The 22,534-nt window shown below is 75.6% G+C and carries 21 protein-coding genes; 9 read left to right on the top strand and 12 right to left on the bottom strand.

What is annotated here, in order from left to right; all coding sequences use genetic code 11:
• Positions 1–46: 46 nt before the first annotated feature.
• On the bottom strand, positions 47–1,927 hold the full coding sequence (locus JD79_RS05885; protein WP_110004762.1) for a hydantoinase B/oxoprolinase family protein: 1,881 nt from the start codon (positions 1,925–1,927) through the stop codon (positions 47–49).
• Entirely contained in the window at positions 1,924–4,032 is a 2,109-nt protein-coding gene (locus tag JD79_RS05880; protein WP_110004761.1) for a hydantoinase/oxoprolinase family protein, read from the bottom strand. Before JD79_RS05880 ends, JD79_RS05885 begins: the two co-directional genes overlap by 4 nt.
• 132 nt (positions 4,033–4,164) lie before the next feature.
• Here JD79_RS05880 and JD79_RS05875 point away from each other — a divergent pair, with 132 nt between their 5' ends.
• The gene (locus JD79_RS05875) at positions 4,165–4,425 is read left to right on the top strand and encodes a hypothetical protein (RefSeq protein WP_110004760.1); all 261 of its coding nucleotides are present in this window, start codon (positions 4,165–4,167) and stop codon (positions 4,423–4,425) included.
• A 156-nt stretch (positions 4,426–4,581) separates the two neighbouring features.
• Positions 4,582–5,451 (top strand): GGDEF domain-containing protein, encoded by an 870-nt coding sequence (locus JD79_RS05870; protein ID WP_110004759.1) that lies wholly within the window; start codon positions 4,582–4,584, stop codon positions 5,449–5,451.
• Here the strand turns inward: JD79_RS05870 and JD79_RS05865 are convergent.
• Complete coding sequence (locus JD79_RS05865; protein ID WP_211307879.1) at positions 5,448–5,882, bottom strand: DUF1707 SHOCT-like domain-containing protein; 435 nt, start codon at positions 5,880–5,882, stop codon at positions 5,448–5,450. The two genes, JD79_RS05870 and JD79_RS05865, sit on opposite strands and share 4 nt — an antisense overlap.
• Before the next feature lie 114 nt (positions 5,883–5,996).
• Complete coding sequence (locus JD79_RS05860) at positions 5,997–6,413, bottom strand: MarR family winged helix-turn-helix transcriptional regulator (protein WP_211307878.1); 417 nt, start codon at positions 6,411–6,413, stop codon at positions 5,997–5,999.
• A 37-nt stretch (positions 6,414–6,450) separates the two neighbouring features.
• Between JD79_RS05860 and JD79_RS05855 the strand changes: the two genes are divergently transcribed.
• Positions 6,451–8,340, top strand: a complete 1,890-nt coding sequence (locus JD79_RS05855; RefSeq protein WP_281270282.1) for an ABC transporter ATP-binding protein — start codon at positions 6,451–6,453, stop codon at positions 8,338–8,340.
• Between the two features lie 209 nt (positions 8,341–8,549).
• Here the strand turns inward: JD79_RS05855 and JD79_RS05850 are convergent, their stop codons facing one another.
• Positions 8,550–9,380, bottom strand: coding sequence for an SDR family oxidoreductase (locus JD79_RS05850; RefSeq protein ID WP_110007467.1), 831 nt, complete (start codon positions 9,378–9,380; stop codon positions 8,550–8,552).
• Positions 9,381–9,438: 58 nt separating this feature from the next.
• Entirely contained in the window at positions 9,439–10,332 is an 894-nt protein-coding gene (locus JD79_RS05845; protein WP_245899789.1) for a sensor domain-containing diguanylate cyclase, read from the bottom strand.
• A 204-nt stretch (positions 10,333–10,536) separates the two neighbouring features.
• On the opposite strand from JD79_RS05845, the gene JD79_RS05840 reads away from it, so the two are divergent.
• Positions 10,537–11,091, top strand: coding sequence for a GNAT family N-acetyltransferase (locus JD79_RS05840; RefSeq protein WP_110004756.1), 555 nt, complete (start codon positions 10,537–10,539; stop codon positions 11,089–11,091).
• A 3-nt stretch (positions 11,092–11,094) separates the two neighbouring features.
• Here the strand turns inward: JD79_RS05840 and JD79_RS05835 are convergent, their stop codons facing one another.
• A complete protein-coding gene (locus JD79_RS05835; protein WP_110004755.1) occupies positions 11,095–12,297 on the bottom strand; it encodes an EAL domain-containing protein in 1,203 nt (400 codons plus the stop codon).
• 151 nt (positions 12,298–12,448) lie between these two features.
• Here JD79_RS05835 and JD79_RS05830 point away from each other — a divergent pair, with 151 nt between their 5' ends.
• Both JD79_RS05830 and JD79_RS05825 read left to right on the top strand, forming a co-directional pair.
• Positions 12,449–13,084 carry a dihydrofolate reductase family protein gene (locus JD79_RS05830; RefSeq protein ID WP_110004754.1) on the top strand — a complete coding sequence of 212 codons (636 nt, stop codon included), beginning with the start codon at positions 12,449–12,451 and terminating at the stop codon, positions 13,082–13,084.
• A gap of 71 nt (positions 13,085–13,155) precedes the next feature.
• A complete protein-coding gene (locus tag JD79_RS05825) occupies positions 13,156–13,899 on the top strand; it encodes a thioesterase family protein (RefSeq protein WP_110004753.1) in 744 nt (247 codons plus the stop codon).
• A 10-nt stretch (positions 13,900–13,909) separates the two neighbouring features.
• Here JD79_RS05825 and JD79_RS05820 read toward each other — a convergent pair whose 3' ends face one another.
• Complete coding sequence (locus JD79_RS05820) at positions 13,910–14,590, bottom strand: response regulator transcription factor (protein ID WP_245899787.1); 681 nt, start codon at positions 14,588–14,590, stop codon at positions 13,910–13,912.
• Positions 14,587–15,732: a sensor histidine kinase gene (locus JD79_RS05815; RefSeq protein ID WP_110004752.1), complete on the bottom strand. Its 1,146-nt coding sequence runs from the start codon at positions 15,730–15,732 to the stop codon at positions 14,587–14,589. The genes JD79_RS05820 and JD79_RS05815 overlap by 4 nt, the downstream gene beginning before the upstream one ends.
• A 194-nt stretch (positions 15,733–15,926) precedes the next feature.
• Between JD79_RS05815 and JD79_RS05810 the strand changes: the two genes are divergently transcribed.
• Both JD79_RS05810 and JD79_RS05805 read left to right on the top strand, forming a co-directional pair.
• Positions 15,927–16,802, top strand: coding sequence for an ABC transporter ATP-binding protein (locus JD79_RS05810; RefSeq protein WP_110004751.1), 876 nt, complete (start codon positions 15,927–15,929; stop codon positions 16,800–16,802).
• A 29-nt stretch (positions 16,803–16,831) separates the two neighbouring features.
• Positions 16,832–17,608 (top strand): hypothetical protein, encoded by a 777-nt coding sequence (locus JD79_RS05805; protein ID WP_110004750.1) that lies wholly within the window; start codon positions 16,832–16,834, stop codon positions 17,606–17,608.
• A gap of 136 nt (positions 17,609–17,744) precedes the next feature.
• Here JD79_RS05805 and JD79_RS05800 read toward each other — a convergent pair whose 3' ends face one another.
• Positions 17,745–18,899 (bottom strand): acyl-CoA dehydrogenase family protein, encoded by a 1,155-nt coding sequence (locus tag JD79_RS05800; protein ID WP_110004749.1) that lies wholly within the window; start codon positions 18,897–18,899, stop codon positions 17,745–17,747.
• Positions 18,896–19,756 carry an HTD2 family dehydratase gene (locus JD79_RS05795; RefSeq protein ID WP_110004748.1) on the bottom strand — a complete coding sequence of 287 codons (861 nt, stop codon included), beginning with the start codon at positions 19,754–19,756 and terminating at the stop codon, positions 18,896–18,898. The genes JD79_RS05800 and JD79_RS05795 overlap by 4 nt, the downstream gene beginning before the upstream one ends.
• A gap of 73 nt (positions 19,757–19,829) precedes the next feature.
• Here JD79_RS05795 and JD79_RS05790 point away from each other — a divergent pair, with 73 nt between their 5' ends.
• On the top strand, positions 19,830–20,906 hold the full coding sequence (locus JD79_RS05790) for an alkene reductase (RefSeq protein WP_110004747.1): 1,077 nt from the start codon (positions 19,830–19,832) through the stop codon (positions 20,904–20,906).
• Positions 20,907–20,958: 52 nt separating this feature from the next.
• Here the strand turns inward: JD79_RS05790 and JD79_RS05785 are convergent, their stop codons facing one another.
• Entirely contained in the window at positions 20,959–22,515 is a 1,557-nt protein-coding gene (locus JD79_RS05785; protein ID WP_245900318.1) for an FAD-dependent monooxygenase, read from the bottom strand.
• Positions 22,516–22,534 lie beyond the last annotated feature (19 nt).

Genomic DNA, 22,534 nt, shown 5'->3' with positions numbered 1-22,534 from the left:
CGGGCGCTCGTGCTCTGCCCCCGATCGGGGGCAGAGCACGAGCGCGTCAGAGGACGTCGAACTCGTTGGACGTCGCGCCGCCCGAGAGCAACGCGTAGCCCGGGCCGCGGTCGAAGAAGGGCTCGTCGCCGGTGCGGGCCGCGCGCAGCTCGTCCCGGAGCGCCGACGTCGCCCCGAGGTCGGCCGTGCCGTCGTCCAGCACGACCACGCCGTAGTCCGCCCGCGCGCCGGCCACCGACACCTTGCGCCACGCCACGTCGCGCAGGACCTCCTCGACCGGCCGCTCGAGCGGGTCGCCCCACCCGCCGCCGCCGGTGGTGCGGATCCGCACGACCGTGCCGGCCGGCAGCGGCTCGGCGTCGGCCAGCGCGTCGACGTGGTGCTCGTCCGGCCCGCCCGGGTCCACGGTCACCTGGAACGGCCGCCCCGCGCGGCCGCCGTTGACCCCCCAGCAGGACAGGATCGAGCGGTCCGCGATCGACATGAAGTGCGCGTCGCGCAGCACCCGGATGTGCTTCTCGTAGCCGCAGCCGCCGCGGTACCGGCCGGGCCCGCCGGAGTCCAGCGCCAGGCCGAGGCGCTCCACCCGCAGCGGGAACCGCGACTCGGTGAACTCCGTGGGCAGGTTCCGCGAGTCCGGGACGACGTGGATGGTGTCCTCGCCGTCGGCGTACCAGCGCCCGCCGGAGCCGCCGCCGAGCACCTCGCGCATGAGGTAGGGGGTGCCGTCGAAGTCGGTGCCGTAGACGCCGGTGTAGCGGATCGTCTCCTGGTCGGCGGGCATCCGGCCGCCCGTGGCCTTGGCCAGCACGCCGGCGAGCACGCCGAGCAGCCGCAGGATGACGAACGTGCGCGCGTTGGTGGGCGCCGGGAAGACCGGCGTCAGCAGCGTGCCCTTCTCCGGGAACCGCATCTCGATGAGCGGCACGACCCCCTCGTTGACGTCGAGCTCGGCCATCCGCTCCGGCGTCTCGGCGAGGTTGCGCAGGATCGGCGCCAGCCACTTCTTGAGGAAGTTGCCGTCGGCGTAGTCGCCGCAGTGGTTGATCGGGCCCTTGGCCTGCGGGCCGGTGCCGGTGAAGTCGATGACCAGCGGGGTCTCGCGGGTGGAGTCCATGGTCAGCGTGATCCGCTGGCGGTGCAGCTTCGGCGCCTCGACGCCGTCGTGCTCGGCGTAGTCCTCCCAGACGTAGGTGCCGTCGGGGATCTGCGACAGGATCTCCCGCCGGTAGACCTCGGTCGAGTTGGCCAGGATCGCGTCGAAGCAGGCCTCGACGGCGGCCACGCCGTAGCGGTCGAACAGCTCGCCCAGGCGGCGCGCGCCCGCCAGGCAGGCGGAGCACTCGGCGTCGAGGTCGGCGGCCAGCGAGTCGGGCATCCGCGAGTTGCGCGTCATGATCGCCAGCGCGGCCTGGTTGGGCACCCCGCGGTCCCACAGCTTGATCGGGGGGACCATCAGGCCCTCCTCGTACACGCTGGTGGCCGCACTCGGCATCGACCCGGGGACGGCGCCGCCGATGTCGTCGTGGTGGCCGAACGCCTGCACGAACGCGACGACCCGCTCCGCGCCGTCGACGTGCGCGAACACCGGGACGGTCACGCACAGGTCGGGCAGGTGGCCGATCCCGCCCTCGGAGAGGTAGACGTCGTTGTGGAAGAAGACGTCGCCCGGGTGCATGGTCTCGATCGGGTGGTCGCGGACCACCGGGTGCACCAGCGCCGAGTACGAGCGGCCGGTGAGCTTGCGCAGCTGCCGGTCGTGGATGCCGGCGCGGAAGTCGTGCGCGTCGCGGATCATCGGTGAGCGGGAGGTCCGCCCGATGGAGGTCTCGACCTCCTTCTCGATGGCCGCGAGCGTGCCGGCGACGATCTCCACGAGCACCGGGTCGGCGGCCCCGGAGGAGCCGTTGTCGCGATGGAGGCTCATGAGGCCCTCTCGATCAGCAGGTTGCCGAAGCGGTCCACGGTGGCGGTGAAACCGGGGTGCACCGGCACGGTCGAGCCGAACTCCTCGATCACGGCAGGACCGGCGACGACGTCGCCGGAGGCCAGGCGGGTGCGGTCGTAGGTGGGGGTGTCGGCCCAGTCGCCGGCTCCGTCATCAGCGCCGTCGCCCCCGAAGAGCACCGGCCGCGAGCCGGTGACCGCCCGCTCCGGGCCGCCGTCGCCCGGCGGGAGCTCCACCAGGTCGGGACGGCGGATGGGGCCGATCCCGCTGACCCGCAGGTTCACCCACTCCACCGCCTGCCGCGGGTCGGCCGCGAAGTCGTAGCCGTACAGCCGGCGGTGCGCGGCGTGGAAGGCCCGCGCCACCTCGTCGGCGGCCGCGGCGTCGAGGTCGGCCGCGTCGATCTCGCTGGGCACCGGCACCCGCACCTCGAAGGCCTGCCCGACGTAGCGCAGGTCCGCCGTCCGCACCATCCGCTGCTCGTCGCGGGAGAAGCCCTCGCCGTCGAGTGCCGCCGCGGCGTCGGCCTCGAGGTCGGCGTAGACGCCGCGCACCCGGTCCAGGTCGAGGTCGGCGTGCCGGCTGATCGCCGTCTGCACGTGGTCGTTGCGGACGTCGACGGTGAGCAGGCCGAACGCGCTCACGTTGCCCGGGTTCGGCGGCACCAGCGTGCGGGGGAGGCCGAGGACGTCCATGAGCCGGCAGGCCAGCAGCGACCCGGAGCCGCCGAAGGTGGTGAGCGTGAAGTCGCGGACGTCGAGGCCGCGGGCCACGGTGACCTGGCGCAGCGCGTTGGCCTGGTTCCAGGCCGAGATCTCCAGGATCCCCAGCGCGGTGCGCTCCAGCGACAGCCCCAGCTCGCCGCCGAGCGCGGAGAGCCCCTTGCGGGCGGCGTCCACCGACAGCGGGATCTCCCCGCCGAGCAGGTGCGGGGGGATCCGGCCGAGGACGACGTGCGCGTCGGTGACCGTGGGCTCGGCGCCGCCGGAGGGGTAGCACATCGGCCCGGGGTCGGCGCCGGCCGAGCGCGGGCCGACCTTGAGCGTGCCCTCCGGGGAGAGCCAGGCGATCGAGCCGCCGCCGGCGCCCACGGTGACGACGTCGATCATCGGGATCTTCGACGGGTAGTCGCCGACCGAGCCCTCGGTGGTGAGCGTCGGCTCGCCGTCGACGACGACCGTGACGTCGGTGGAGGTGCCGCCGCCGTCGCAGGTCAGGACCCGGTCGAAGCCCGCCGCGCCGGCGATGAGCGCCGCGCCGAGCGCCCCGGCCGCGGGTCCGGACAGCATCGTGGTGATCGGCTGGTGCACCACCTCGGTGGCCGACAGCACGCCGCCGTTGCTCTTCATGACGTAGAAGGGCACGCCCGGCGCGATCTCGTCGAGGCGGGTGCGGATGTTGGTGACGTAGGCGCCCACCCGCGGCTTGACGGCGGCGTCGACCAGCGTGGTGACCGACCGCTCGTACTCGCGGTACTCGCGCAGCACCTGCGAGCTGATCGACACGACCGCGCCGGGGTGCTCCTCGCGCAGCACCTCGAGCATCGCCCGCTCGTGGGCGTCGTCGGCGTAGGCGTGCAGGAAGCAGACGCCGACGGTGGTGATGCCCGCGTCGCGGAAGAACCGGGCCGCCGCGACGGCGTCGTCGCGGTCGAACGGGCGCACCTCGGCGCCGGTGGGGTCGAGCCGGCCGCGGACGGTGCGCACCAGGTCGGCGGGGACGATCCGCGGCGGCTTGACCCAGAAGTAGCTGTTCCCGTACCCGTCGGGCACCGACTGCCGGGCGATCTCCAGCACCGACTCGTAGCCCTCGGTGGTGACGAAGCCGATCCGGTCCAGCTTGCCCTCGAGCAGCTGGTTGGTGGCCACCGTCGTGCCGTGGCTGACCGCCGTCACCGCGGCGCCGTCGAGGCCCATGAGGCCGAGGACCTTGCGCACGCCGGCCAGGAAGCCCTCGGCCGGGTCGGCCGGGGTGGACGGCGTCTTGGTGGTCGTCGTCCGCCCGGTCTCCTCGTCGACGGCGACGACGTCGGTGAACGTGCCCCCGGTGTCGATCCCGATCCGCACCCGGCGCGCCGCTGCCATGGCCGGATACCTTAGCGCTGAGACATCGCGCCGGGAAGAGCCGCGCCGGAGCGCAAGCGGGTCGTCGTCCAGGAGGAGCGCAGCGACACCACGCGGCTGCTCTCGCTCGCACCGGGCGACCCGGCGCCGACCGTGCTCGCCGAGACCGGCGGCGCACCGCCACGCGAGCCCCTCGTCGTGGACGAGGACGCCGGCCGGGCCCACCTCCTCGGGGCGCACGACGTCCTGGTGCCGGTCCTGCTCACCGTCGACCTGGCCACCGGAGAGGTCGTGCAGACCGGCCCGCTGTGCCCCGGGGACGCCGCGTTCGACCACCTCCGTCTCACCGCGGCCGGCGCCGTGGCGGTGGGGTCCTGCGAGGGCCGCGCGGAGGGGCTGTTCGTCGTCCACTGAGCGTGCCGCCGGCCGAACGAGCCGGACCGGTGCCGGAACGGGTGACGCACCCCGTGTGATCGTGATCTCATCGTCGGAGGGGGCCGGACGATTCGAAGGGGAGTCCACATGGCCGAGGTGCACGACAGCCGCGACGTCTCCGCCGCGTTGGGCTAGGTGGACGGCCGGCTGGCGCTCGAGTTCGTCGAGGGCACCGACGCCCTCGTCTGCGTCGTCGACGGGGAGGGCCGCATCCTGCTGGCCAACCCCGCCCTGCAGCGGCTCACCGGGCGCACACCCGACCAGCTCCTCGGCTACTGCTTCGTGGACGTCTACGTGGTCCCGGAGCACCGGGAGCTGGCGCTGGACGCCGTCGCGCGGGCCGTCGCGACCGGGCGGGCCCACCCGCAGGAGGGCGACTGGCTGACCGCCGACGGCAGCCGGCGCCTGATCTCGATGCAGAACAACGTGCTGACCGGTCCCGACGGGCGGCCCTACGCGGTCGCGTGCGTGGGCATCGACGTCACCGACCAGCGGCGGCGCGAGGCGCAGCTGTCGGAGCGGGCGCGAACCGACCGGCTCACCGGGATCCCCAACCGGGGCACGTTCTTCGAGGAGCTGGCCGGCCACCTCGACCCGGCGGCCGACCGGGTCTGCGGGGTGCTCTTCTGCGACCTCGACGGGTTCAAGTCGGTCAACGACGTGCACGGGCACGCCGTCGGTGACGCCGTGCTGGTGGAGGTCGCCACCCGGCTGCGGGCGATGGCCGCGCCGGGCCACCTGGTCGCCCGCCTGGGCGGTGACGAGTTCGTCGTCCTCTGCCCCGGCTCCGACGAGCCCGCCCTCGCCGCGCTCGCCGCCGCGGCGCGCCGGCGGGTCGGCGCGCCGGTGCCCACCGCGGCCGGGCCGGTGGCGGTCGGCGTGAGCATCGGCAGCGCCGTCGGCCGGCCCGGTGAGTCGCCGGACGAGGTGATCACCCGCGCCGACCGCGCGATGTACGGGGCCAAGACCCGCCGGCACCGCAGCCCCGGGCGGCCGCCGGACTAGCGGGGCCGGCCGATCCCGGTGGCGTAGAGGACGGCGAGGACGGCCCCCGACGGCGCGAACCAGATGAACCACGGGTAGGCCGGGCCGCCGTCGCCGAGGGAGACCAGCAGCCAGACGACGACGTTCACCGCGACGATCGAGGCCCACACCGTGGTGAGCACCCGCATCGCCGTCCCGCCGCCGGTGTCGGAGAAGACGCGGTGCCGGGGCTCCCGTGGCGGCGGGGGCGGCGCGGGCGGTGGCTCGGGCAGGTCGCGGGTGACGCGGTCGAGCTCCCCGCGGGTGCGCGCGGCCCAGACCGCCTGCACGCGCTCGTCGAACTCGTGCAGGTCGAGCTGGCCGGCGCCGACCGCGCGGTGCAGCCGGTCCTGGACGACCCTCCGCTCGACGTCGGAGACGCGGAGCTCCTCGGTGCGCACCGGCTCGTTCATGCGCAGCATCGTGGCACCGCGGCCCGCCCCGTGGGGTCCACCGGCTGACGGACAGCGGCCCCGTCCAGGGGTTCGCCGCGAGCGTGCGAGCGGGGAGGGGGACGGGGCCTCCCTCTAGTCGAGGAGGGCGCGCAGCAGGCGGGCGAGCTCGGCACGGTCGGTGGCCGGCAGCCGGGCGAACAGGTCGCGGGTGTCCGCGCGGCGGGCGGCGTCGACCTCGGCCTGCACCCGCCGTCCCTCCTCCGTCGCCCGCAGCAGCACCGCCCGCCGGTCGGTCGGGTCGGGGCTGCGCTCCACCAGGCCCCGCTCCTGCAGCGCGTCGGTCACCTCGGTCGCCGAGCGCGGCGCGATGTGCAGCGCCTCGGCGAGGTCGGACAGCCGCGCGCCCTCGCGGGCGACCACGACCCGCAGCGCGCGGGCCTGGTGCGGCGACAGCGCCCACGGGGCGAGGGCGTCCCCCCACCGCCGGCGCTGGGTGCGGGCGACGCGCATGACCAGCTCGGCGAGCTCCGCGCCGTCGTCGTCCGCCACGGGGGAAGGGTAACGGCGATGGTGTGGTTACCGGAACGTGAGGTACCCTCAGCAATCATCTCAGGAGGTGGTCGCCGTCAACGAGATCGCCACGGGCCGCGGGAGCGGCTCGGGACGGGGCGGGTCCGGGCGGACCGTCGACCCCGCCGACCGGGCGCAGCTGGAGCGCGCGCCGGTCTCCCTGCGCCGGGTCGCGGCGCTGTTCGCCCCCCACCGCTGGCAGGTCGCGACCGTGGTGGCGCTGATCGTCGCCTCCTCGGCCGTCGCGCTGGCGACGCCGTTCCTCGTCCGGCTGGTCATCGACGAGGCCCTGCCCCGGCAGGACGTCCGCCTGCTGGTCTGGGCGGTCGCCGGGATGGTCGCCGTCACCGGGGTGACCGCGGTCCTCGGGGTGGTGCAGACCTGGCTGTCCACGACGGTCGGCCAGCGCGTCATGCACGGGCTGCGGACGGCGGTGTTCACCCACCTGCAGCGCCAGTCGCTGGGCTTCTTCACCCGCACCCGCGGCGGGGAGGTGCAGTCGCGGCTGACCAACGACATCGGCGGCATGCAGTCGGTGGTCACCTCGACGGCGACGTCGCTGGCGTCCAACGCCACCACCGTCGTCGGCACGGTGGTGGCCATGGTGGCGCTGTCCTGGCGGCTGTCGCTGCTCTCCCTCGTCGTGCTGCCGCCGGCGATCGCGCTGACCCGCCGGGTCGCCCGGATGCGCCGCGCGATCACGGCGCAGCGGCAACGGCACCTCGCCGACCTGCACGGGCAGGTCGAGGAGGGGCTCTCGGTCAGCGGCGTGCTGCTCGGCAAGACCCTGGGCGCGGGCCCGGCGGCGTCCCGGCGGTTCGCCGCGACGTCGCAGGACCTCGTGGGCCTGGAGGTCCGCTCACAGCTGGCCGGGCGCTGGCGGATGGCCTCGATGAGCGTCGTCTTCGCCGGCATCCCCGCGCTGGTCTACCTGTTCGCCGGGCTGCCGGCCACCTCCGGCGGCATGACGATCGGCACGCTGGTCGCCTTCACCGCGCTGCAGGGCACGCTGTTCCGCCCGCTCATGGGCCTGCTCGACGTCGGCGTCTCGGTGACCAGCTCGATGGCGCTGTTCAGCCGGGTGTTCGAGTACCTCGACCTGCCGGTGGAGGTCGACGACCCGGCCGAGCCGGTGGAGGTCGACCCGGCGACGGTGCGCGGGGAGGTGCGCTGGGAGCGGGTCGACTTCGCCTATCCCGACGGCGCCCGCGCCGCGCTGACCGGCGTCGACGTGACCGTCCCCGCCGGGACGACGCTGGCGCTGGTGGGCGAGACCGGGTCGGGGAAGTCGACGATGGCCTCGCTGGTCGCCCGCCTGGCCGACCCCACCGCCGGCCGGGTGACGATCGACGGCGTCGACCTGCGGGACCTGCGGCTGGCCACGCTCGCGCAGCTGGTCGGCGTCGTCTCGCAGGAGACCTACCTGCTGCACGCGACCGTGCGGGAGAACCTGCGGCACGCCCGGCCGGAGGCCACCGACGCCGAGATCGAGGCCGCGGCCCGGCGGGCGCAGGTGCACGAGGTGATCGCGGCGCTGCCCGACGGCTACGACACCGTCGTCGGCGCCCGCGGGCACCGGTTCTCCGGCGGGGAGAAGCAGCGGCTGGCCATCGCCCGCACGCTGCTGCGCGACCCGCGGGTGCTGGTCCTCGACGAGGCCACCAGCGCGCTGGACACCGCCACCGAGCGGGCGGTCCAGGCGGCGCTGGACGAGGCCCGTCACGGCCGGACGACGATCACGATCGCCCACCGGCTGTCCACCGTGCGGCACGCCGACCGGATCGTCGTCCTCGACGCCGGCCGCGTGGTCGAGTCCGGCACGCACGCCGAGCTCCTGGGCCGCGGCGGCCGCTACGCCGGCCTCGTCGCCGCCGGGGACGGCGCGGAGGACCTGCTCGCCGCGTGAGCCATCAGCGCCACGAAGGCCCTCGGGGGACGGTGACCGCCTCCAGCCGGATGCCGCGGAACGCGGCCAGGCGCTCGGCCTCGTCCCGGACTCCCGGTCCGGTTGCTGGGCGGCGACGCGGTGGGCGAGGACGTCGGCGGCGGTCGCGGTCGGCACGCCGCGGACGCCGGGCCCGGCCGGGGCGGTCCGCCCGTCCCCGGCCGGGGGAGTCAGTCGCGCCGGCCGTGCGCGGCGACCGAGAGCGGCTCCCACCGCCGCCACTCGGCCAGCCGCGACTCGTAGTCGCGGGTGGCGATGGCCAGCGGGCCGTCGCCGAGGAAGACCCGCAGCGGCGGCTCGTCGGCGTCGACGATCTGCAGGACGGCGTCGCGCGTGGCCACCGGGTCACCCGGGTCACCGGCGCGGGCCCTCCGCTGCTCGGCGGCCTCCTCGCGGAAGGCGTCGTAGGCGGTGTGCGGCTCCGCGTGCCTCGCCGAGGAGCCGCCCCAGTCGGTGCCGTAGGCGCCCGGCTCGATGATCGTGACCCTGATGCCGAAGCCCGCGACCTCGGCGGCCAGCGACTGGCTGAACGCCTCGAGCGCCCACTTCGAGGCGTTGTAGATCCCGATGTTCGGGAACGCGCTGATGCCGCCGATGGAGGAGACCTGCAGGACGTGGCCCGAGCCCTGCGCGCGCATGACCGGCAGCGCGGCCTGGGTGATCCACAGCGCGCCGAAGAGGTTGGTCTCGAACTGCGCCCGGGCCTCGGCCTCGGAGATCTCCTCGATCATCCCGAACTGGCCGTAGCCGGCGTTGTTGACGACGACGTCGAGCCGGCCGAACCGCTCGGCGGCCCGCGCGACGGCGGCGACGTCGGCGGCGCGGTCGGTGACGTCGAGCGGCAGCGGCAGGACGGCGTCGCCGAAGCGCTGCACGAGGTCGTCGAGGGTGGCGGTGTCGCGGGCGGTGGCGGCGACGGAGTCCCCGCGCTCGAGGGCGGCGACCGCCCACTCGCGGCCGAAGCCGCGGGAGGCGCCGGTGATGAACCAGGTCTTCGGCATGTCCGCGCACAGCACCGGCGCGGACCGCGGTGTTCCCGGACCGGCTCGGGACGGGAGCTCAGGACGGGGGCGGGGTGCCCCGGCGGACGCGACGCAGGCTCTTCACCCCGTACATGGCCATGTCGGCGCGGGTCATCACGGTGTCGGGGTCCTCACCGGGGCCGCCGACGGCCGTCCCGGTGCTCGCGCCGACCCGGACCTCGGCCCCGCCGGCGCCGGCGACGTCGAACGGCGGGACCATGACCGCCTCCAGCCGTCGTGCCCGCGCCGCCAGGGCGTCGACGTCCGTCTCGCGCGTCACCAGCACGAACTCGTCCCCGCCGAGACGGGCCACGACGTCGTCGGGACCGGCCAGCCCCCGCAACCGCCCGGCGACGGCCACCAGCAACCGGTCGCCGGCGGCGTGCCCGAACCGGTCGTTGACCTCCTTGAAGCCGTCGAGGTCGCAGAACAGCAGCCCGCAGCCGTCGCCGGTCTCCACGTGCAGGCGGGCGGCGAGGACGGCGAACAGCGCGCTGCGGTTGGCCAGGCCGGTCAGCGGGTCGGTGACCGCCTGCCGGCGCACCCGTGCCTCCCGCTCGCGGTGGGCGGTGACGTCGATGCCGATGAACGCGACGGCGTAGGGCCGGCCGTCGTCGTGCGCCAGGACGCTGGTCTGCAGCTCGATCCGCCGCCGGTCGCCGTCGCCGGTGAGCCAGTCGACCTCCCCGGGGATCGCCGGGCGGCCGGACAGGACCATCGCCACCGCGGCGCGGGCGAGCTCGACCTCCTCGGGGAGGGTCACGAGGTCCCAGAAGGGCGCGCCGACCAGTTCCTCGCGGGTGCGGCCGGTGAACCGCTGCAGCGCGGGGTTGGCCAGCAGGACCCGCCCGCCGCCGTCGCAGACGAGGACGAGGGCGGCCGTGGCCTCGACCGCGGCCCGGGACAGGCCGTCGAGCGCCGGGGACGTCACCGACACGGTGGCCCGTCGCTCGGGGAGGCCGGACGGGGACGTCCGTCGTGGTGCGTGCACGGCTGGATCTCCTCGGGAGGACTGCTGTCCCCCTCCTCATCGACACCGGTGGGGCCCGGCTCGAGGACGTGTACCCCCGAACGGGTGGATCCGCGGCGGCAGGAACGGCCGTTCCTGCCGCCGCGGGAGGGCTAGCGTGACCGCGTGCTCGACGGGCCGGTCACGTTCCGCCCCCTGACCCGCGCCGACCTGCCGCTGGTGGGCCGCTGGCTCACCGAGCCGCTGGTGGCGCGCTGGTGGGCGCACGAGACCACGCCCGAGGCGCTGGAGGCCGACTTCGGCCCGTGCATCGACGGCACCGACCCCGCGGAGGTCCTGCTCGCGCTGACCGGGGGCCGGCCGTTCGGGCTGGTGCAGCGGTACCGGATCGCCGACTTCCCGGAGTACGTCGAGGAGCTCGCGCCGGTGGTCGACGTCCCGCCGCGGGCGCTGTCGATCGACTACCTGATCGGGGAGCCCGACGTCCGCGGCGGCGGTGCGGGGACGGCGATGCTGGCCGCGTTCGTGGCGGAGAGCTGGGCGGCGTACCCGGAGGCCGACGCCGTCCTGGTGCCGGTGGCGGCGGGCAACGTCGCGTCCTGGCGGGCGCTGGAGAAGGCGGGGTTCACGCGGGTCGCCGAGGGCCCGCTGACGCCGGACAACCCGGTGGACCCGCCCGACCACGTCGTCTCCCTGCTCCGGCGGCCGGCCGGGGGGTGAGGGTCAGGCCGGCTGCGCCACCGGGCGCGCCGACGCGACCGGGGCGAGCGCCTCGGGCGGCCCGGGACGCCCGAAGTACCAGCCCTGGCCGAGGTCGACGCCGAGGTCGCGCAGGTGGACGGCCTCGTCGGCGGTCTCGATGCCCTCGGCGACCACCGTCACGCCGCACCCGTGCCCGAAGACGACCAGCGACTCGACCAGCCTGGACAGCACCGGGTCCACGTGCAGGCCGCTGACGATGCTGCGGTCCACCTTGATGACGTCGGGGTCGGTCACCACGATGTGCCGCAGCGAGGAGAAGCCCGCGCCGACGTCGTCGATGGCCAGCCGCATCCCGGCCGCGCGGAAGGGCACCAGCGCGGTGGTGAGCGCGTCGTAGTCCTCGACCGGGTCGTGCTCGGAGAGCTCGAGCAGGACGCGGTCCAGCGGCAGGTCGGCGAGCAGGGCGGCGAAGGCCGGCGTCAGCAGGGTCTGCGGGGAGACGTTCATCGCGACGTACCCGCCGACCCGGTCCAGGTGGGCGGCCGCGCCGCGCAGCGCCAGCAGCTCCACCTCGTGGCCGCGGCCGATGCTGTGCGCCTCCTCGAAGACGGCGTCGGGTCCCTTGCCCCACTCGCGCGGGAAGCGGCTGAGCGCCTCGGCGCCGACGCGCACGCCGGTGGCGAGGTCGACGATCGGCTGCAGGACGACGGTCGGCCCGCCGGAGGCGACGAGCGGGTCGAGGCGGCCCTCGATGTCGTCGCGGCGTTGCTGCTCGCGGAGCTCGGGCTCGATGATCACCGAGGCGGCCGAGGCGAGGACCTTCATGAGCGTCTCGTCGCGGGTGGTCAGCTCCTTGTCGGACGTGAACCCGAAGGCGCAGAACGTGCCGTAGAGGCTGCCGTCGGAGAGCGTGACCGGGGTCGACACGTAGCTGCGGATGCGCGGGATGCGGGCCGCGGGGAGGGACATCGCCACGGGGTGGCGCTTCACGTCGTCGATGACCGCCGGGAGTCGCCCGTCGAGGATGGCCTGGCAGAACGAGGTCTCCTGGGCCTGCTCCTTCTTCTCCTGCACCAGCAGCGGCACCCGGGTGTCGACCACCTCGAGGTGCTGCGTGGTGCCGTCCATGCGGCTGAGGAACGCCACGCTCATGTGCAGCGACCTGCGGGCCGTCCGGAGCAGCTCGGCGATCTGCTGCTCGGCCTCCGTGCGCTGTCGGGCCATCGGTGCTCCTCGTCCGGAAGGGGTCTCGGTCTCCCATCGACACCGGTCGTGCACGACTGGAGTGGACGCGACCGGGGGCTCACCCGGACCGATGAGTCGCGGACCCGTCCGCCGTCTGCACCCCACAGCCCCGCACCCGGAGGAGGAACCGATGCGCCCGCTCACCGTCACCACGTTCCTGACCCTCGACGGCGTCGCCCAGGCCCCGGGCGGTCCGCAGGAGGACCCGTCCGGCGGCTTCCCCCACGGCGGCTGGCTGGTGCCCTTCGCCGACGAGGCGTTCGGGCAGCAGATGGACGCCTGGTTCCGCGGCGCCGAGGACTTCCTGCTCGGCCGCACGACCTACGAGATCTTCGCGGCGCACTGGCCGCACGTGGACGCCACCGGTGACCCGGTCGCGCAGGCGCTGCAGACGAAGACCAAGCACGTGGCCTCGCGGACGCTGACCACCCTGGAGTGGAGCTCCGCCCGCCTGCTCGGCGCCGACGTGCCGGCCGCCGTCCGCGAGCTCACGGCCGCCGACGGCGGGGAGCTGCAGGTGCACGGGTCGATCGGGCTGGTGCAGACGCTGCTGGCCGAGGACCTGGTCGACGAGCTGCGCACCGTCGTCTTCCCCGTCGTGCTCGGGCAGGGCAAGCGGCTCTTCGAGGGCGGCGCCGCGCCGCGCACCTGGGAGCTGGTCTCCTCGGTGCAGACCTCGACCGGTGCGGTGGTGACCGCCCACCGGCGGGTCGGGGAGGTGCGGACCGGCTCCTTCGCGCTGGGGGACGTCGAGACATCGGTTTGATTTCCCCACCTACATCGCGGTACGGTCCTCCCGGCCGGTTGGACGGTCCAACCGAGCCGGGAGGAGGGCCCATGACGGCCGCCGTCGCCACCGCGCTGGTCTTCGACCCGAGCTGGCGGTCCTTCACGCACGTGCAGGGCGGGCTGGTGGTCGGGCACCTCCTGGCCGCCGCCGCGGACCTGGCCGGCGCCGCCCCGCGCGCGGTCACCGCCCACCTGCTCGCCGGGGTCGAGCCGGGGACGCCGACGTCGGTCGACGCCGTCGCCGACCGGGCCGGCACCACCGGCAGCGCCCGGGCCACGATGAGCCAGGACGACCGGGTGCTCGCCGTCGCCCAGGTCCTGACGCTGGCCCGCCCGGCGTCCCCGGTCACCGAGGCGGTGCCCGCGCCGCCCGGGCCGGCGGTCCGCGACGGCGTGCCGTTCCGGCTCCCGCGCGAGCTGGTGCCCATCGCCGACCACACCGAGATCCGCGCGCTCGGCTCCTCCCGCCCGCTGGCCGGCGGCCCCGAGCCGCGGCTGTCGGCGTGGGTGCGCATCGACGGCGGCCTCCCACCGCTCGTGCAGCTCGGCGTCCTGCTCGACGCGCTGCCGCCGTCGCTGTTCGCCGTCCGCACCACCCCGGCCGTCATGCCCACCGTGGAGCTCACCGCGCACCTCGCCGGCCCGCCGCCGGAGACCGGCGCCTGGGTGCGCATCGACCAGGTCACCACGTGGGCCGACGGCGACGTCGCCGTCGACGACGCCGAGCTGCGCGCCGTCGACGGCAGGCTGGTGGCCCGCGCCCGCCAGACCCGCCGGCTGCTGTCCCGCTGACGCCGGGAGCTCAGCCGTCGAGCAGCCCGGCCTCGTGGGCGAGGATCGCCGCCTGCGTGCGGTTGGCGAGGTCGAGCTTGGTGAGCAGCCGGGAGACGTAGGTCTTCACGGTCGCCTCGCTGACGAACAGCCGGCCGGCGAGCTCGGCGTTGGACCCGCCGCTGCCGAGCAGGGCGAGCACCTCGCGCTCGCGGTCGGAGAGCGTGGCCACCCGCTGCAGAGCCTCGGCCCGCCGCGGGCTCGCCCGGCTGCCGACGTAGGAGGCGATCAGCCCGGCGGTGACGGCGGGGGACAGGGTCGCCGTCCCGTCGGCCACCGCCCGCACGGCCGCGGCGATCTGCCGGGGCGGGGTGTCCTTGAGCAGGAAGCCCGCGGCTCCGGCGGCCAGCGCCGCGTAGACGTACTCGTCGACGTGGAAGGTGGTGAGCACGGCGACCTGCGGCGGGTCGGGCAGCGCGAGGATCTCCCGGGTGGCGGTCAGGCCGTCCGTGCCGGGCATGCGGATGTCGGTGAGCACGACGTCGGGGCGCAGCTCCCGCGCCGCGGCCACCCCCGCGGCGCCGTCGCCGGCCTCCCCGACGACGTCCATGTCGCCGGCCGCCTCCAGCACGGTCCGCAGGCCGAAGCGGACCAGCTCCTCGTCGTCGACCAGCAGCACCCGGATCCGCCGCGTGCCCTCCTGCGCGCTCACGCCGGCAGCACCGCCTCGACGCCGAAGCCGCCGTCCAGGCGCGGCTCGGCCGTCAGCTGCCCGCCCAGGGTGCGCACCCGCTCGCCCAGCCCGACGAGGCCGAAGCCGCCGCCGGGGACGGCGGCGGGCGGGCGGCCCGGAGGGCCGTTGACCACGCGCACGCGCAGCTCGCCGGGCCGCCGCTCGACGCACACGCGGACCGGCGCGTCGGGGGCGTGCCGCCCGGCGTTGGTCAGGGCCTCCTGCACGATGCGGTACGCCGCCCGGCCGACGACGGGGTCGACCGGCGCGGTCCCCTCCGCGGGCCCGGACCAGTCGACGGCCATTCCGGCCTCGCGCGCGGACCCGACCAGGCGCGGCAGGTCGGCCAGCCCGGGCTGCGGACCCAGCGGCGCGGCCTCGTCGACCTCCTCCGCGCGCAGCACCCCGACCATCTGCCGCAACTCCTCCAGCGCCTGCCGTCCCGCCGTCTGCACCTGACCGGCCAGCTGCTCCACCCGCTCCGCGTCCCCGGCGGCCACCTCGATGGCGCCGGCCTGCAGCACCATGAGGCTCACCCGGTGCCCGACGGCGTCGTGCATCTCGCGGGCGATCCGGGTGCGCTCGGAGACGACGGCGTTGCGGGCCAGCAGCTCCCGCTCGGCCTCCGCGCGCACGGCCCGCTCGCGCAGCGCCTCCAGGAGCAGCGCGCGGGTCCGCTGCCAGATCCCGAGCGCCGCGGGGAGGACGAGGGCGATGGCCACCCCGCCGAGGGCGCCTGCCACCTCGCTCGCCGTGCCGATGCCCCAGGGCTGGACGAGCGCGACCGTCCCGAGCACGCCGGCGGCGATGCGCACCGGCCACCGGCCCTCGTATCGGCCGACCGCGTAGGCGGTGAGCAGCATGCCGGCGGTCAGCGCCGGGACCAGCGCCCCGAGGGCGGCGCTGACGACGAACGGCACCACCGGCGCCGACCGCCGGAAGAGGAGCAGGGTCAGGACCAGGAGCAGGCCGCCGGCGACGAGGACGGCGTCCGGCGCCAGGCGGGCCTCCGGGGTGACGGCGCCGACGACGACCGTCGCGGTGCTCACCAGCGCGAGCAGGGCCTCGAACCCGATGCTGCGCGCGCGGAGGCCGGGCCAGACGCGGTCCCGGAGCCTCATGGCGGGAGCGTATTCAGGCGCGGGCCGGCGGCGGGTCGGCCGGACGTCTCGGGCTGGTGTCCCCTTTCGGATGACACGGGATCCCCCGCGCGGCGCCGCAGGTCGAGCCCCGCGGCCGACGCGAGGGGAGCCCGGCCGCGGCCACTCTCGTCGCCGTGACCGGACGAGCCGGTCGGCGACCGAGGAGGTCTCCCATGATCGAGGTCAGCGGACTGACCAAGCAGTACGGCACCCGGACCGTCGTCGACGACGTGTCCTTCACCCTCGAGCCCGGCACCGTGACCGGGTTCCTCGGGCCCAACGGAGCCGGCAAGAGCACGACGATGCGGATGATGACCGGCCTGGTCCCGGCGACCTCGGGGACGGCGCTCGTCGACGGCCGGCGCTACGCCGACCTGCCCAACCCGGGGGCCGTCGTCGGGACGCTGCTCGACGCCTCGGCGGTGCACCCGGGCCGGACCGGGCGGGTGCACCTGCAGTTGCTGGCCGCGGCGATCGGCGTGCCGGCCGCCCGGGTGGACGAGGTGCTGGCGCTGGTGGACCTGTCCGCCGCCGCGCGGCGGCGCATCGGCGGCTACTCGCTCGGCATGCGGCAGCGCCTCGGCATCGCCGGTGCGCTGCTGGCCGATCCGCCGGTGCTGGTGTTCGACGAGCCGGCCAACGGGCTGGACCCCGAGGGCATCCGCTGGATGCGCGACCTGCTGCGCGGCCACGCGGCGCGGGGCGGCACCGTGCTCCTCTCCTCCCACCTGCTGGGCGAGGTCGAGCACACGGTGGACCGGCTGCTGGTCATCGGCGGCGGCCGCATCGTCGCCGACGCCCCGGTGGCCGAACTGCTGGGCGCCGAGGGCACCGCCGTGCGCGCCGCCGCTCCGGAAGCCCTGGCCACCGCGCTCGGGGCAGCGGGGTTCCACGTGCAACACGGCGCCGACGGCGTCCTGGTCGTCCCCGGCGCCGAGCCCGGCCAGGTCGGTGCGGTCGCAGCGGCCGGGGGCCACGTGCTCACCGACCTGCGCCCGGTCCAGCGCGGCATCGAGGACCTGTTCTTCCAGCTCACCACCACCTCCTGATCCCTCCCGTCCCCCTCCTGGAGCTCGTCGTGACCACCACCCTCACCTCCTCCGTCCCCTCCGCCCGCCCGACCGCCCATCCCGCCGTCCGCGAGCGGAGCGCGTCGCCCGCCGCGCTGGTGGGCCTGGAGATCCGCAAGTCGCTGTCCACCCGGTCCGGGAGGACGCTGGCGCTGGCGTCGGCCCTCCTCGCCCCCGGCATCGCGACCGTCCTCGCCCTGACCAGCGACGACGACCTCGGGTCCGCAGCAGCGCCGATCGGCTCGCTCGGGCTGGTCACCGTCCTGGTCCTGCTGTCCGTCGGGGTCCTCTCGACCGCCGGTGAGTGGACGCACCGGACCGTGCAGACGACGTTCCTGGTCGTTCCGCACCGCGGGCGGGTCGTGGCCGCGAAGGCGGTGGCGACGGCCCTGCTCGGCGCGGTCCTGGCCGCGGTGGCGACCGCTGCGACCGCCGGCGTGCTCGCGCTGGCTCCCCTCGGCGACCTGACCTGGGACGGCGTCCCCCGGGCGATCGGGGTCGTGGTCGCCGCCGGTGCGGCCTTCGCCGTCGTGGGCGCCGGGGTCGGGGCGGCCGTCGGGAACTCGCCCGCGGCCCTGACCGGGCTGTACCTGACCGTCCTGGGTGTCATGCCGGTCCTGCGGCTGGCCCAGCCGGGCATCGCCGAGAAGCTCGACCCGGCCGACGCGACGCTCGGACTGGCGCTCGGCTCCGGCGGCACGACGCAGGTCCTGGTGCTGACCGGATGGGTGCTCGTGAGCCTGGTCGCCGGTGCCGTGACCACCCGCCGCCGTGCGGTGGCCTGATCCGTCGCGCTCCCGTCGAGGGCGGTCCCGGCTCCGGCCGGGACCGCCCTCGACGCGTCCGCCGGTCGACCCGGCCCCGGCCCGCTGGTCCCCCCGGTCGACCGGCACCCCGGCGTCCCCGCGGGAACGCCCGGCGTCAGTCCAGGCCGCCCCGGGCGACGAGCTGGCGGGCGATGACGTCGCGCTGGATCTCGTTGGTGCCCTCGCCGACGATCATCAGCGGGGCGTCGCGGAAGTAGCGCTCGACGTCGAACTCGGTCGAGTAGCCGTGCCCGCCGTGCACCCGGATGGCGTCCAGGGCCACCGTCATCGCCGTCTCCGAGGCGAACAGCTTGGCCATCCCGGCCTCCAGGTCGCACCGCTGCCCGGTCTCGTACCGCTCGGCGGCGTACAGGACCAGCTGCCGGGCGGCGGTGAGCGAGGTGGCCATGTCGGCGAGCAGGTTGCCCACGGCCTGGTGCCGCCAGATCGGCCGGCCGAAGCTCTCCCGCTCCTGCGCGTAGCGCAGTGCGTCGTCGAAGGCGGCCTGCCCGACCCCGAGCGCGCGGGCGGCCACCTGGATCCGGCCGGTCTCCAGGCCGGTCATCATCTGCGCGAAGCCGCGCCCCTCGACCCCGCCGAGGACGGCGTCGGCCGGTGCCCGGAACCCGTCGAAGGCCAGCTCGCAGCTCTCCACGCCCCTGTAGCCGAGCTTCGGCAGGTCGCGGGAGACGTGCAGCCCCGGACCGTGCTCCACCAGCAGCACCGAGATCCCGCGGTGCCGCGGCTGCGCGGCCGGATCGGTCTTGCACAGCAGCGCGACCAGCTGGGACCGCCGCGCGTTGGTGATCCACGTCTTCGCGCCGTCGACGACGTAGCCCTCGCCGTCGCGCCGGGCCACGGTCCGCATCGCCTGCAGGTCCGATCCGCCGCCGGGCTCGGTCAGCGCCATCGTCGCCCGCACCTCGCCGGTCGCCATCCGCGGCAGCCAGCGGTCCTGCTGCTCCGGGGTGCCGAACGCGACGAGCAGCTTCGCGACGACGGTGTGCCCGCCCATGGCCCCGGCCAGCGACATCCAGCCGCGCGCGAGCTCCGCGGTGACCAGCGCGTAGCAGGGCATCGACACCGGCGCCTCCCCCCAGGGCTCGGGCACCGCCAGCCCGAAGACGCCGAGCTCCCTCATCCGCCCGATCAGCGCCTCGGGGTAGGTGTCGGCGTGCTCGAGCTCGCGCACCACCGGCCGCACCTCGCGGTCGACGAAGGTGCGCACGGTGCCGACGACGTCGCGCTCCTCGGCGCTCAGCACGCTCACCGGGACGCCTCCAGCACCGCGGTCCCGGTGACGGACGCCGGCTGCCCCGTCGCCGCGGCGGTCAGGTCGACGCGGTCGCCGTCGACCCGGCCGGTCGCCCGCACCAGCGTGCCCGCGTACGCCGGCCGGGTCAGCCGGTGGGCGAAGGACGTGACGGACCGGTCCGGCGCGTGACGGCGCGGTACCTCGAGCAGCAGCAGCGCCAGCAGCGGACCGTGCACCACCAGCCCGGGGTGGCCCTCCACGCCGGTGGCGTAGGGCTGGTCGTAGTGGATGCGGTGCGCGTTGTAGGTCAGCGCGCTGAAGCGGAACAGCAGCGCCGCGTCCGGCAGCACCTCCACCGCGTGCCCGCCTCCGACCTCCGGCGACCCCGCACCGGCCGGCGCCGGTGAGGACCCGCCCTCCTGCGAGCGGTAGACGACGTCCTGCTCCTCGGTGGCCAGCAGCGCGCCGTCCTCCCGGTACTCGCTGCGGATCGTCACCAGCAGCATCTCCCCGCTGCGGCCGGCCTCGACCTCGCAGCGCGCCAGCGACGACCTCCGCTCGACGACCGATCCCACCCGCAGCGGCGCGGACACCGACAGCCGGCCGCCGGCGACCATCCGGCGCCGGTGCGGCAGCGGCGGGAGGAAGCGCCCCGCGCGCGGGTGGCCGTCCTCGCCGAGGTCGGCGGTGGCCGGGTGTTCGAGGAAGGTGAACGCGTGCCAGCCCGGCGGCAGCGGATCGCCGTCGGCGAGGGGCGGCGCGGGCTGGTCGAGGAGGGCGGCGAAGGCCGCCGGGGGCCCGGGGAGGACGGTCGCCGCGTCGGTGACCGGGTCCGGGGACCAGCCGTCGACCGCGTCGGTCAGGAGGGACACGGCGTCATCGTGCCGCCTGTGACACCGGCCGCACCGCGGAATGCCCCGGTCCCGCGCGGTGTCGCAACCGGGCGTGGACCTGTTCTCCTCCGTGACCCTCGGCGACCTCGAGCTCGCCAACCGCGTGGCCATGGCGCCGCTGACCCGCATGCGCTCCGGCGACTCCGGCGTCCCCGGGGACCTCGTCGTCGAGCACTACGCGCAGCGCGCCTCGATCGGCCTCATCGTCACCGAGGGCACCTACCCCAACCACGAGTCGCAGGCCTTCGTCGGCCAGCCCGGCATCGTCACCGACGAGCAGGTGGCCGGCTGGCGCCGCGTCGCCGAGGCGGTGCACGCCCGCGGTGGCCGGATCGTCCTGCAGGTCATGCACGGCGGGCGGGTCACCCACCCCGACACCAACGGCGGCCGCCGCGTCGTCGCCCCGAGCGCCATCGCCATCGACGGCGTGGCGCGCACGAGCACCGGCAAGCACCCGTACCCGGTGCCGCACGCGCTGAGCACCGAGGAGGTCCGCGACGTCGTCCGCGACTTCCGCCGGGCCGCCGAGCGCGCCGTCGAGGCCGGGCTGGACGGCGTGGAGATCCACGGCGCCAACGGCTACCTGCTGCACGAGTTCCTCGCGCCGTCGTCCAACGTCCGCGACGACGAGTACGGCGGCTCGCCGGAGAACCGCGCGCGCCTGGTGGTCGAGGTCGTCACCGCCGTGGCCGGGGCGATCGGCGCCGGCCGGGTGGGCCTGCGCATCTCGCCGGAGCACGGCATCCAGGACGCCCTCGAGCCCGACCGCGACGACGTGCTGGCCACCTACGGCGCGCTGCTCGACCAGCTCCGCCCGCTGGGCCTCGCCTACCTGTCGGTGCTGCACCGCGAGCCGGCCGGCGACCTCGTGCAGGAGCTCCGCCGGCGGTTCGGCGGGCACCTCATGGTCAACAGCGGCTTCTCCACGGTGACCACCCGGGACGAGGCGGTGGCGCTCATCGAGGCCGCGCACGCCGACGTCGTCGCCGTGGGCCGGCCGGTGATCGCCAACCCCGACCTGGTCGAGCGCTGGGCCGGCGAGCACCCGGAGAACGAGCCCCGGACGCACCTGTTCTACGCGTCCGGCGCCGAGGGCTACACCGACTACCCGGCGCTGCGCGCCGGCTGACCCGGTCCCGGGGAGCAGGGACGGCCGTCCCTGCTCCCCGGGACCGGACTGCTCAGAGCGCGTAGACGCCGGCCAGGTGCTCGCGCAGGACGTCGGCGTCCACCCCCTGGCCGCGGAAGCCGACGTGCCCGTCCGGCCGCACCAGGTACGCCGCCGTCCCCGGGCCGGAGATCCCGTAGGCGGTGCGGAACCCGTCGGCGGGGTCGGTGAGGACCGGCAGCTCCACCAGCGGCGGGACGGCGGTGCCCGGCGCCACGACCAGGTACGGGTGCACCTGCCCGCGGGTGTCGCGCCGGATCGCCGTCGCCAGCTCCTCGAGGGCGGCGAGGTCCGCCGAGGAGTCGGCCGAGAGCAGCAGCGTGGCGTGCGTGCCCCGGGTGAGGTCGAACAGCCGCACGTCGTGGGCCACGCCGAACCGGCGCAGGCCGGTCACGTCCGGTGCCCGGTGCCCGGGCTCCGGCCCGCCGGAGAAGGAACCGGCCGCCTGGCCCACCAGCGGGCTGTCGGCGTAGTTCATCGTCATCTGCATCTCGAGCAGGAACTGCGCCTTCTCGTCCTCCATGTCCATCTCGTCGGTGAACGCGATGGCCACGGCCCGGTCGACGATCGCCTTGCCGGCCGGGCGCCGCTCGGCCTCGTAGCTGTCGAGCAGGCCGGGGGAGGCCTCCCCGCGGACGGCGAGGGCGAGCTTCCAGGAGAGGTTCCACGCGTCCTGGATGCCGGTGTTCATGCCCTGGCCGCCGGCCGGCGGGTGCAGGTGCGCGGCGTCCCCGGCCACGAAGGCCCGGCCCACGCGGTAGCGGTCGACGATGCCGTGCTTGATCCGGAAGACCGACGACCAGCGCAGGTTGCTCGCCGTCGTCCCCGCCGGGCCGAGGTCGTCGATGGCGGCCTGGATGTCGGCCAGCGACGGCGGGTCGTACTCCTTCCAGAACCCCGCGGGGACGACGCCGCTGCCGATCGTGTCCTGCAGCCGCTTGGGCGCTAGCGTGGCCACCCGGTAGCGGTTGCGGCCGCGCAGCGGGACGCAGACCAGCATGCCGGTGAAGTCGCCGTCGTCCTCGATCCGCACCCAGCGCACCAGGTGCCCGGGCGGCATCTCCCAGTCGACGTCGACGTCGCCGAGCATGAACAGCTGCGGGAAGATCGACAGCCCGCCGTCGAACGTCAGCCCGAGGCCCGCGCGCACCGCGCTGGAGGCGCCGTCGGCACCGACCAGGTAGGCCGCCCGCGCCGCCTCGACCTCCCCGGAGGCGTGCACGAGCCGCGCGGTGACGCCCTCGTCGTCCTGGGTGAAGTCGGTGAGCTCGACGCCGCGCTCGACCTCGACGCCGAGCGTCCGCAGCCGCGCGCCGAGGATCCGCTCGGTGTCGTACTGCGGCAGGCCGAGGTGGGCGTAGGGCAGCTCCTCCAGCCCCGACCAGTCGACCTGGTGCGTGAGCTTGCCGTTGACGAACACGGTCTGCCCGTAGAGCCAGCTGCCGGCGTCCATCGCGTCGGTGACGACTCCCTGGTCCTCCCAGATCTCCATCGTCCGGCAGTGGATGCCGATGGCCTTGTCCGCCTGCGTGGACGCCTCCGGCCGCTTGTCGACGACGCGGACGGCGATGCCGCGGCGCGCCAGCTCG

Source organism: Geodermatophilus normandii (assembly GCF_003182485.1).
GTDB classification, from domain to species: Bacteria; Actinomycetota; Actinomycetes; order Mycobacteriales; family Geodermatophilaceae; genus Geodermatophilus; species Geodermatophilus normandii.
The sequence above is the reverse complement of the archived record's forward strand: the minus strand, read 5'-3'. Positions and strand labels throughout refer to the sequence as shown.

Bases quoted from the DNA above. Each gene is read 5' to 3' on its own strand.
- JD79_RS05885 (WP_110004762.1), bottom strand. From the start codon at position 1,927: ATGAGCCTCCATCGCGACAACGGCTCCTCCGGGGCCGCCGACCCGGTG.
- JD79_RS05880 (WP_110004761.1), bottom strand. From the start codon at position 4,032: ATGGCAGCGGCGCGCCGGGTGCGGATCGGGATCGACACCGGGGGCACG.
- JD79_RS05865 (WP_211307879.1), bottom strand. From the start codon at position 5,882: ATGAACGAGCCGGTGCGCACCGAGGAGCTCCGCGTCTCCGACGTCGAG.
- JD79_RS05850 (WP_110007467.1), bottom strand. From the start codon at position 9,380: ATGCCGAAGACCTGGTTCATCACCGGCGCCTCCCGCGGCTTCGGCCGC.
- JD79_RS05835 (WP_110004755.1), bottom strand. From the start codon at position 12,297: ATGGCCCGACAGCGCACGGAGGCCGAGCAGCAGATCGCCGAGCTGCTC.
- JD79_RS05830 (WP_110004754.1), top strand. From the start codon at position 12,449: ATGCGCCCGCTCACCGTCACCACGTTCCTGACCCTCGACGGCGTCGCC.
- JD79_RS05825 (WP_110004753.1), top strand. From the start codon at position 13,156: ATGACGGCCGCCGTCGCCACCGCGCTGGTCTTCGACCCGAGCTGGCGG.
- JD79_RS05815 (WP_110004752.1), bottom strand. From the start codon at position 15,732: ATGAGGCTCCGGGACCGCGTCTGGCCCGGCCTCCGCGCGCGCAGCATC.
- JD79_RS05810 (WP_110004751.1), top strand. From the start codon at position 15,927: ATGATCGAGGTCAGCGGACTGACCAAGCAGTACGGCACCCGGACCGTC.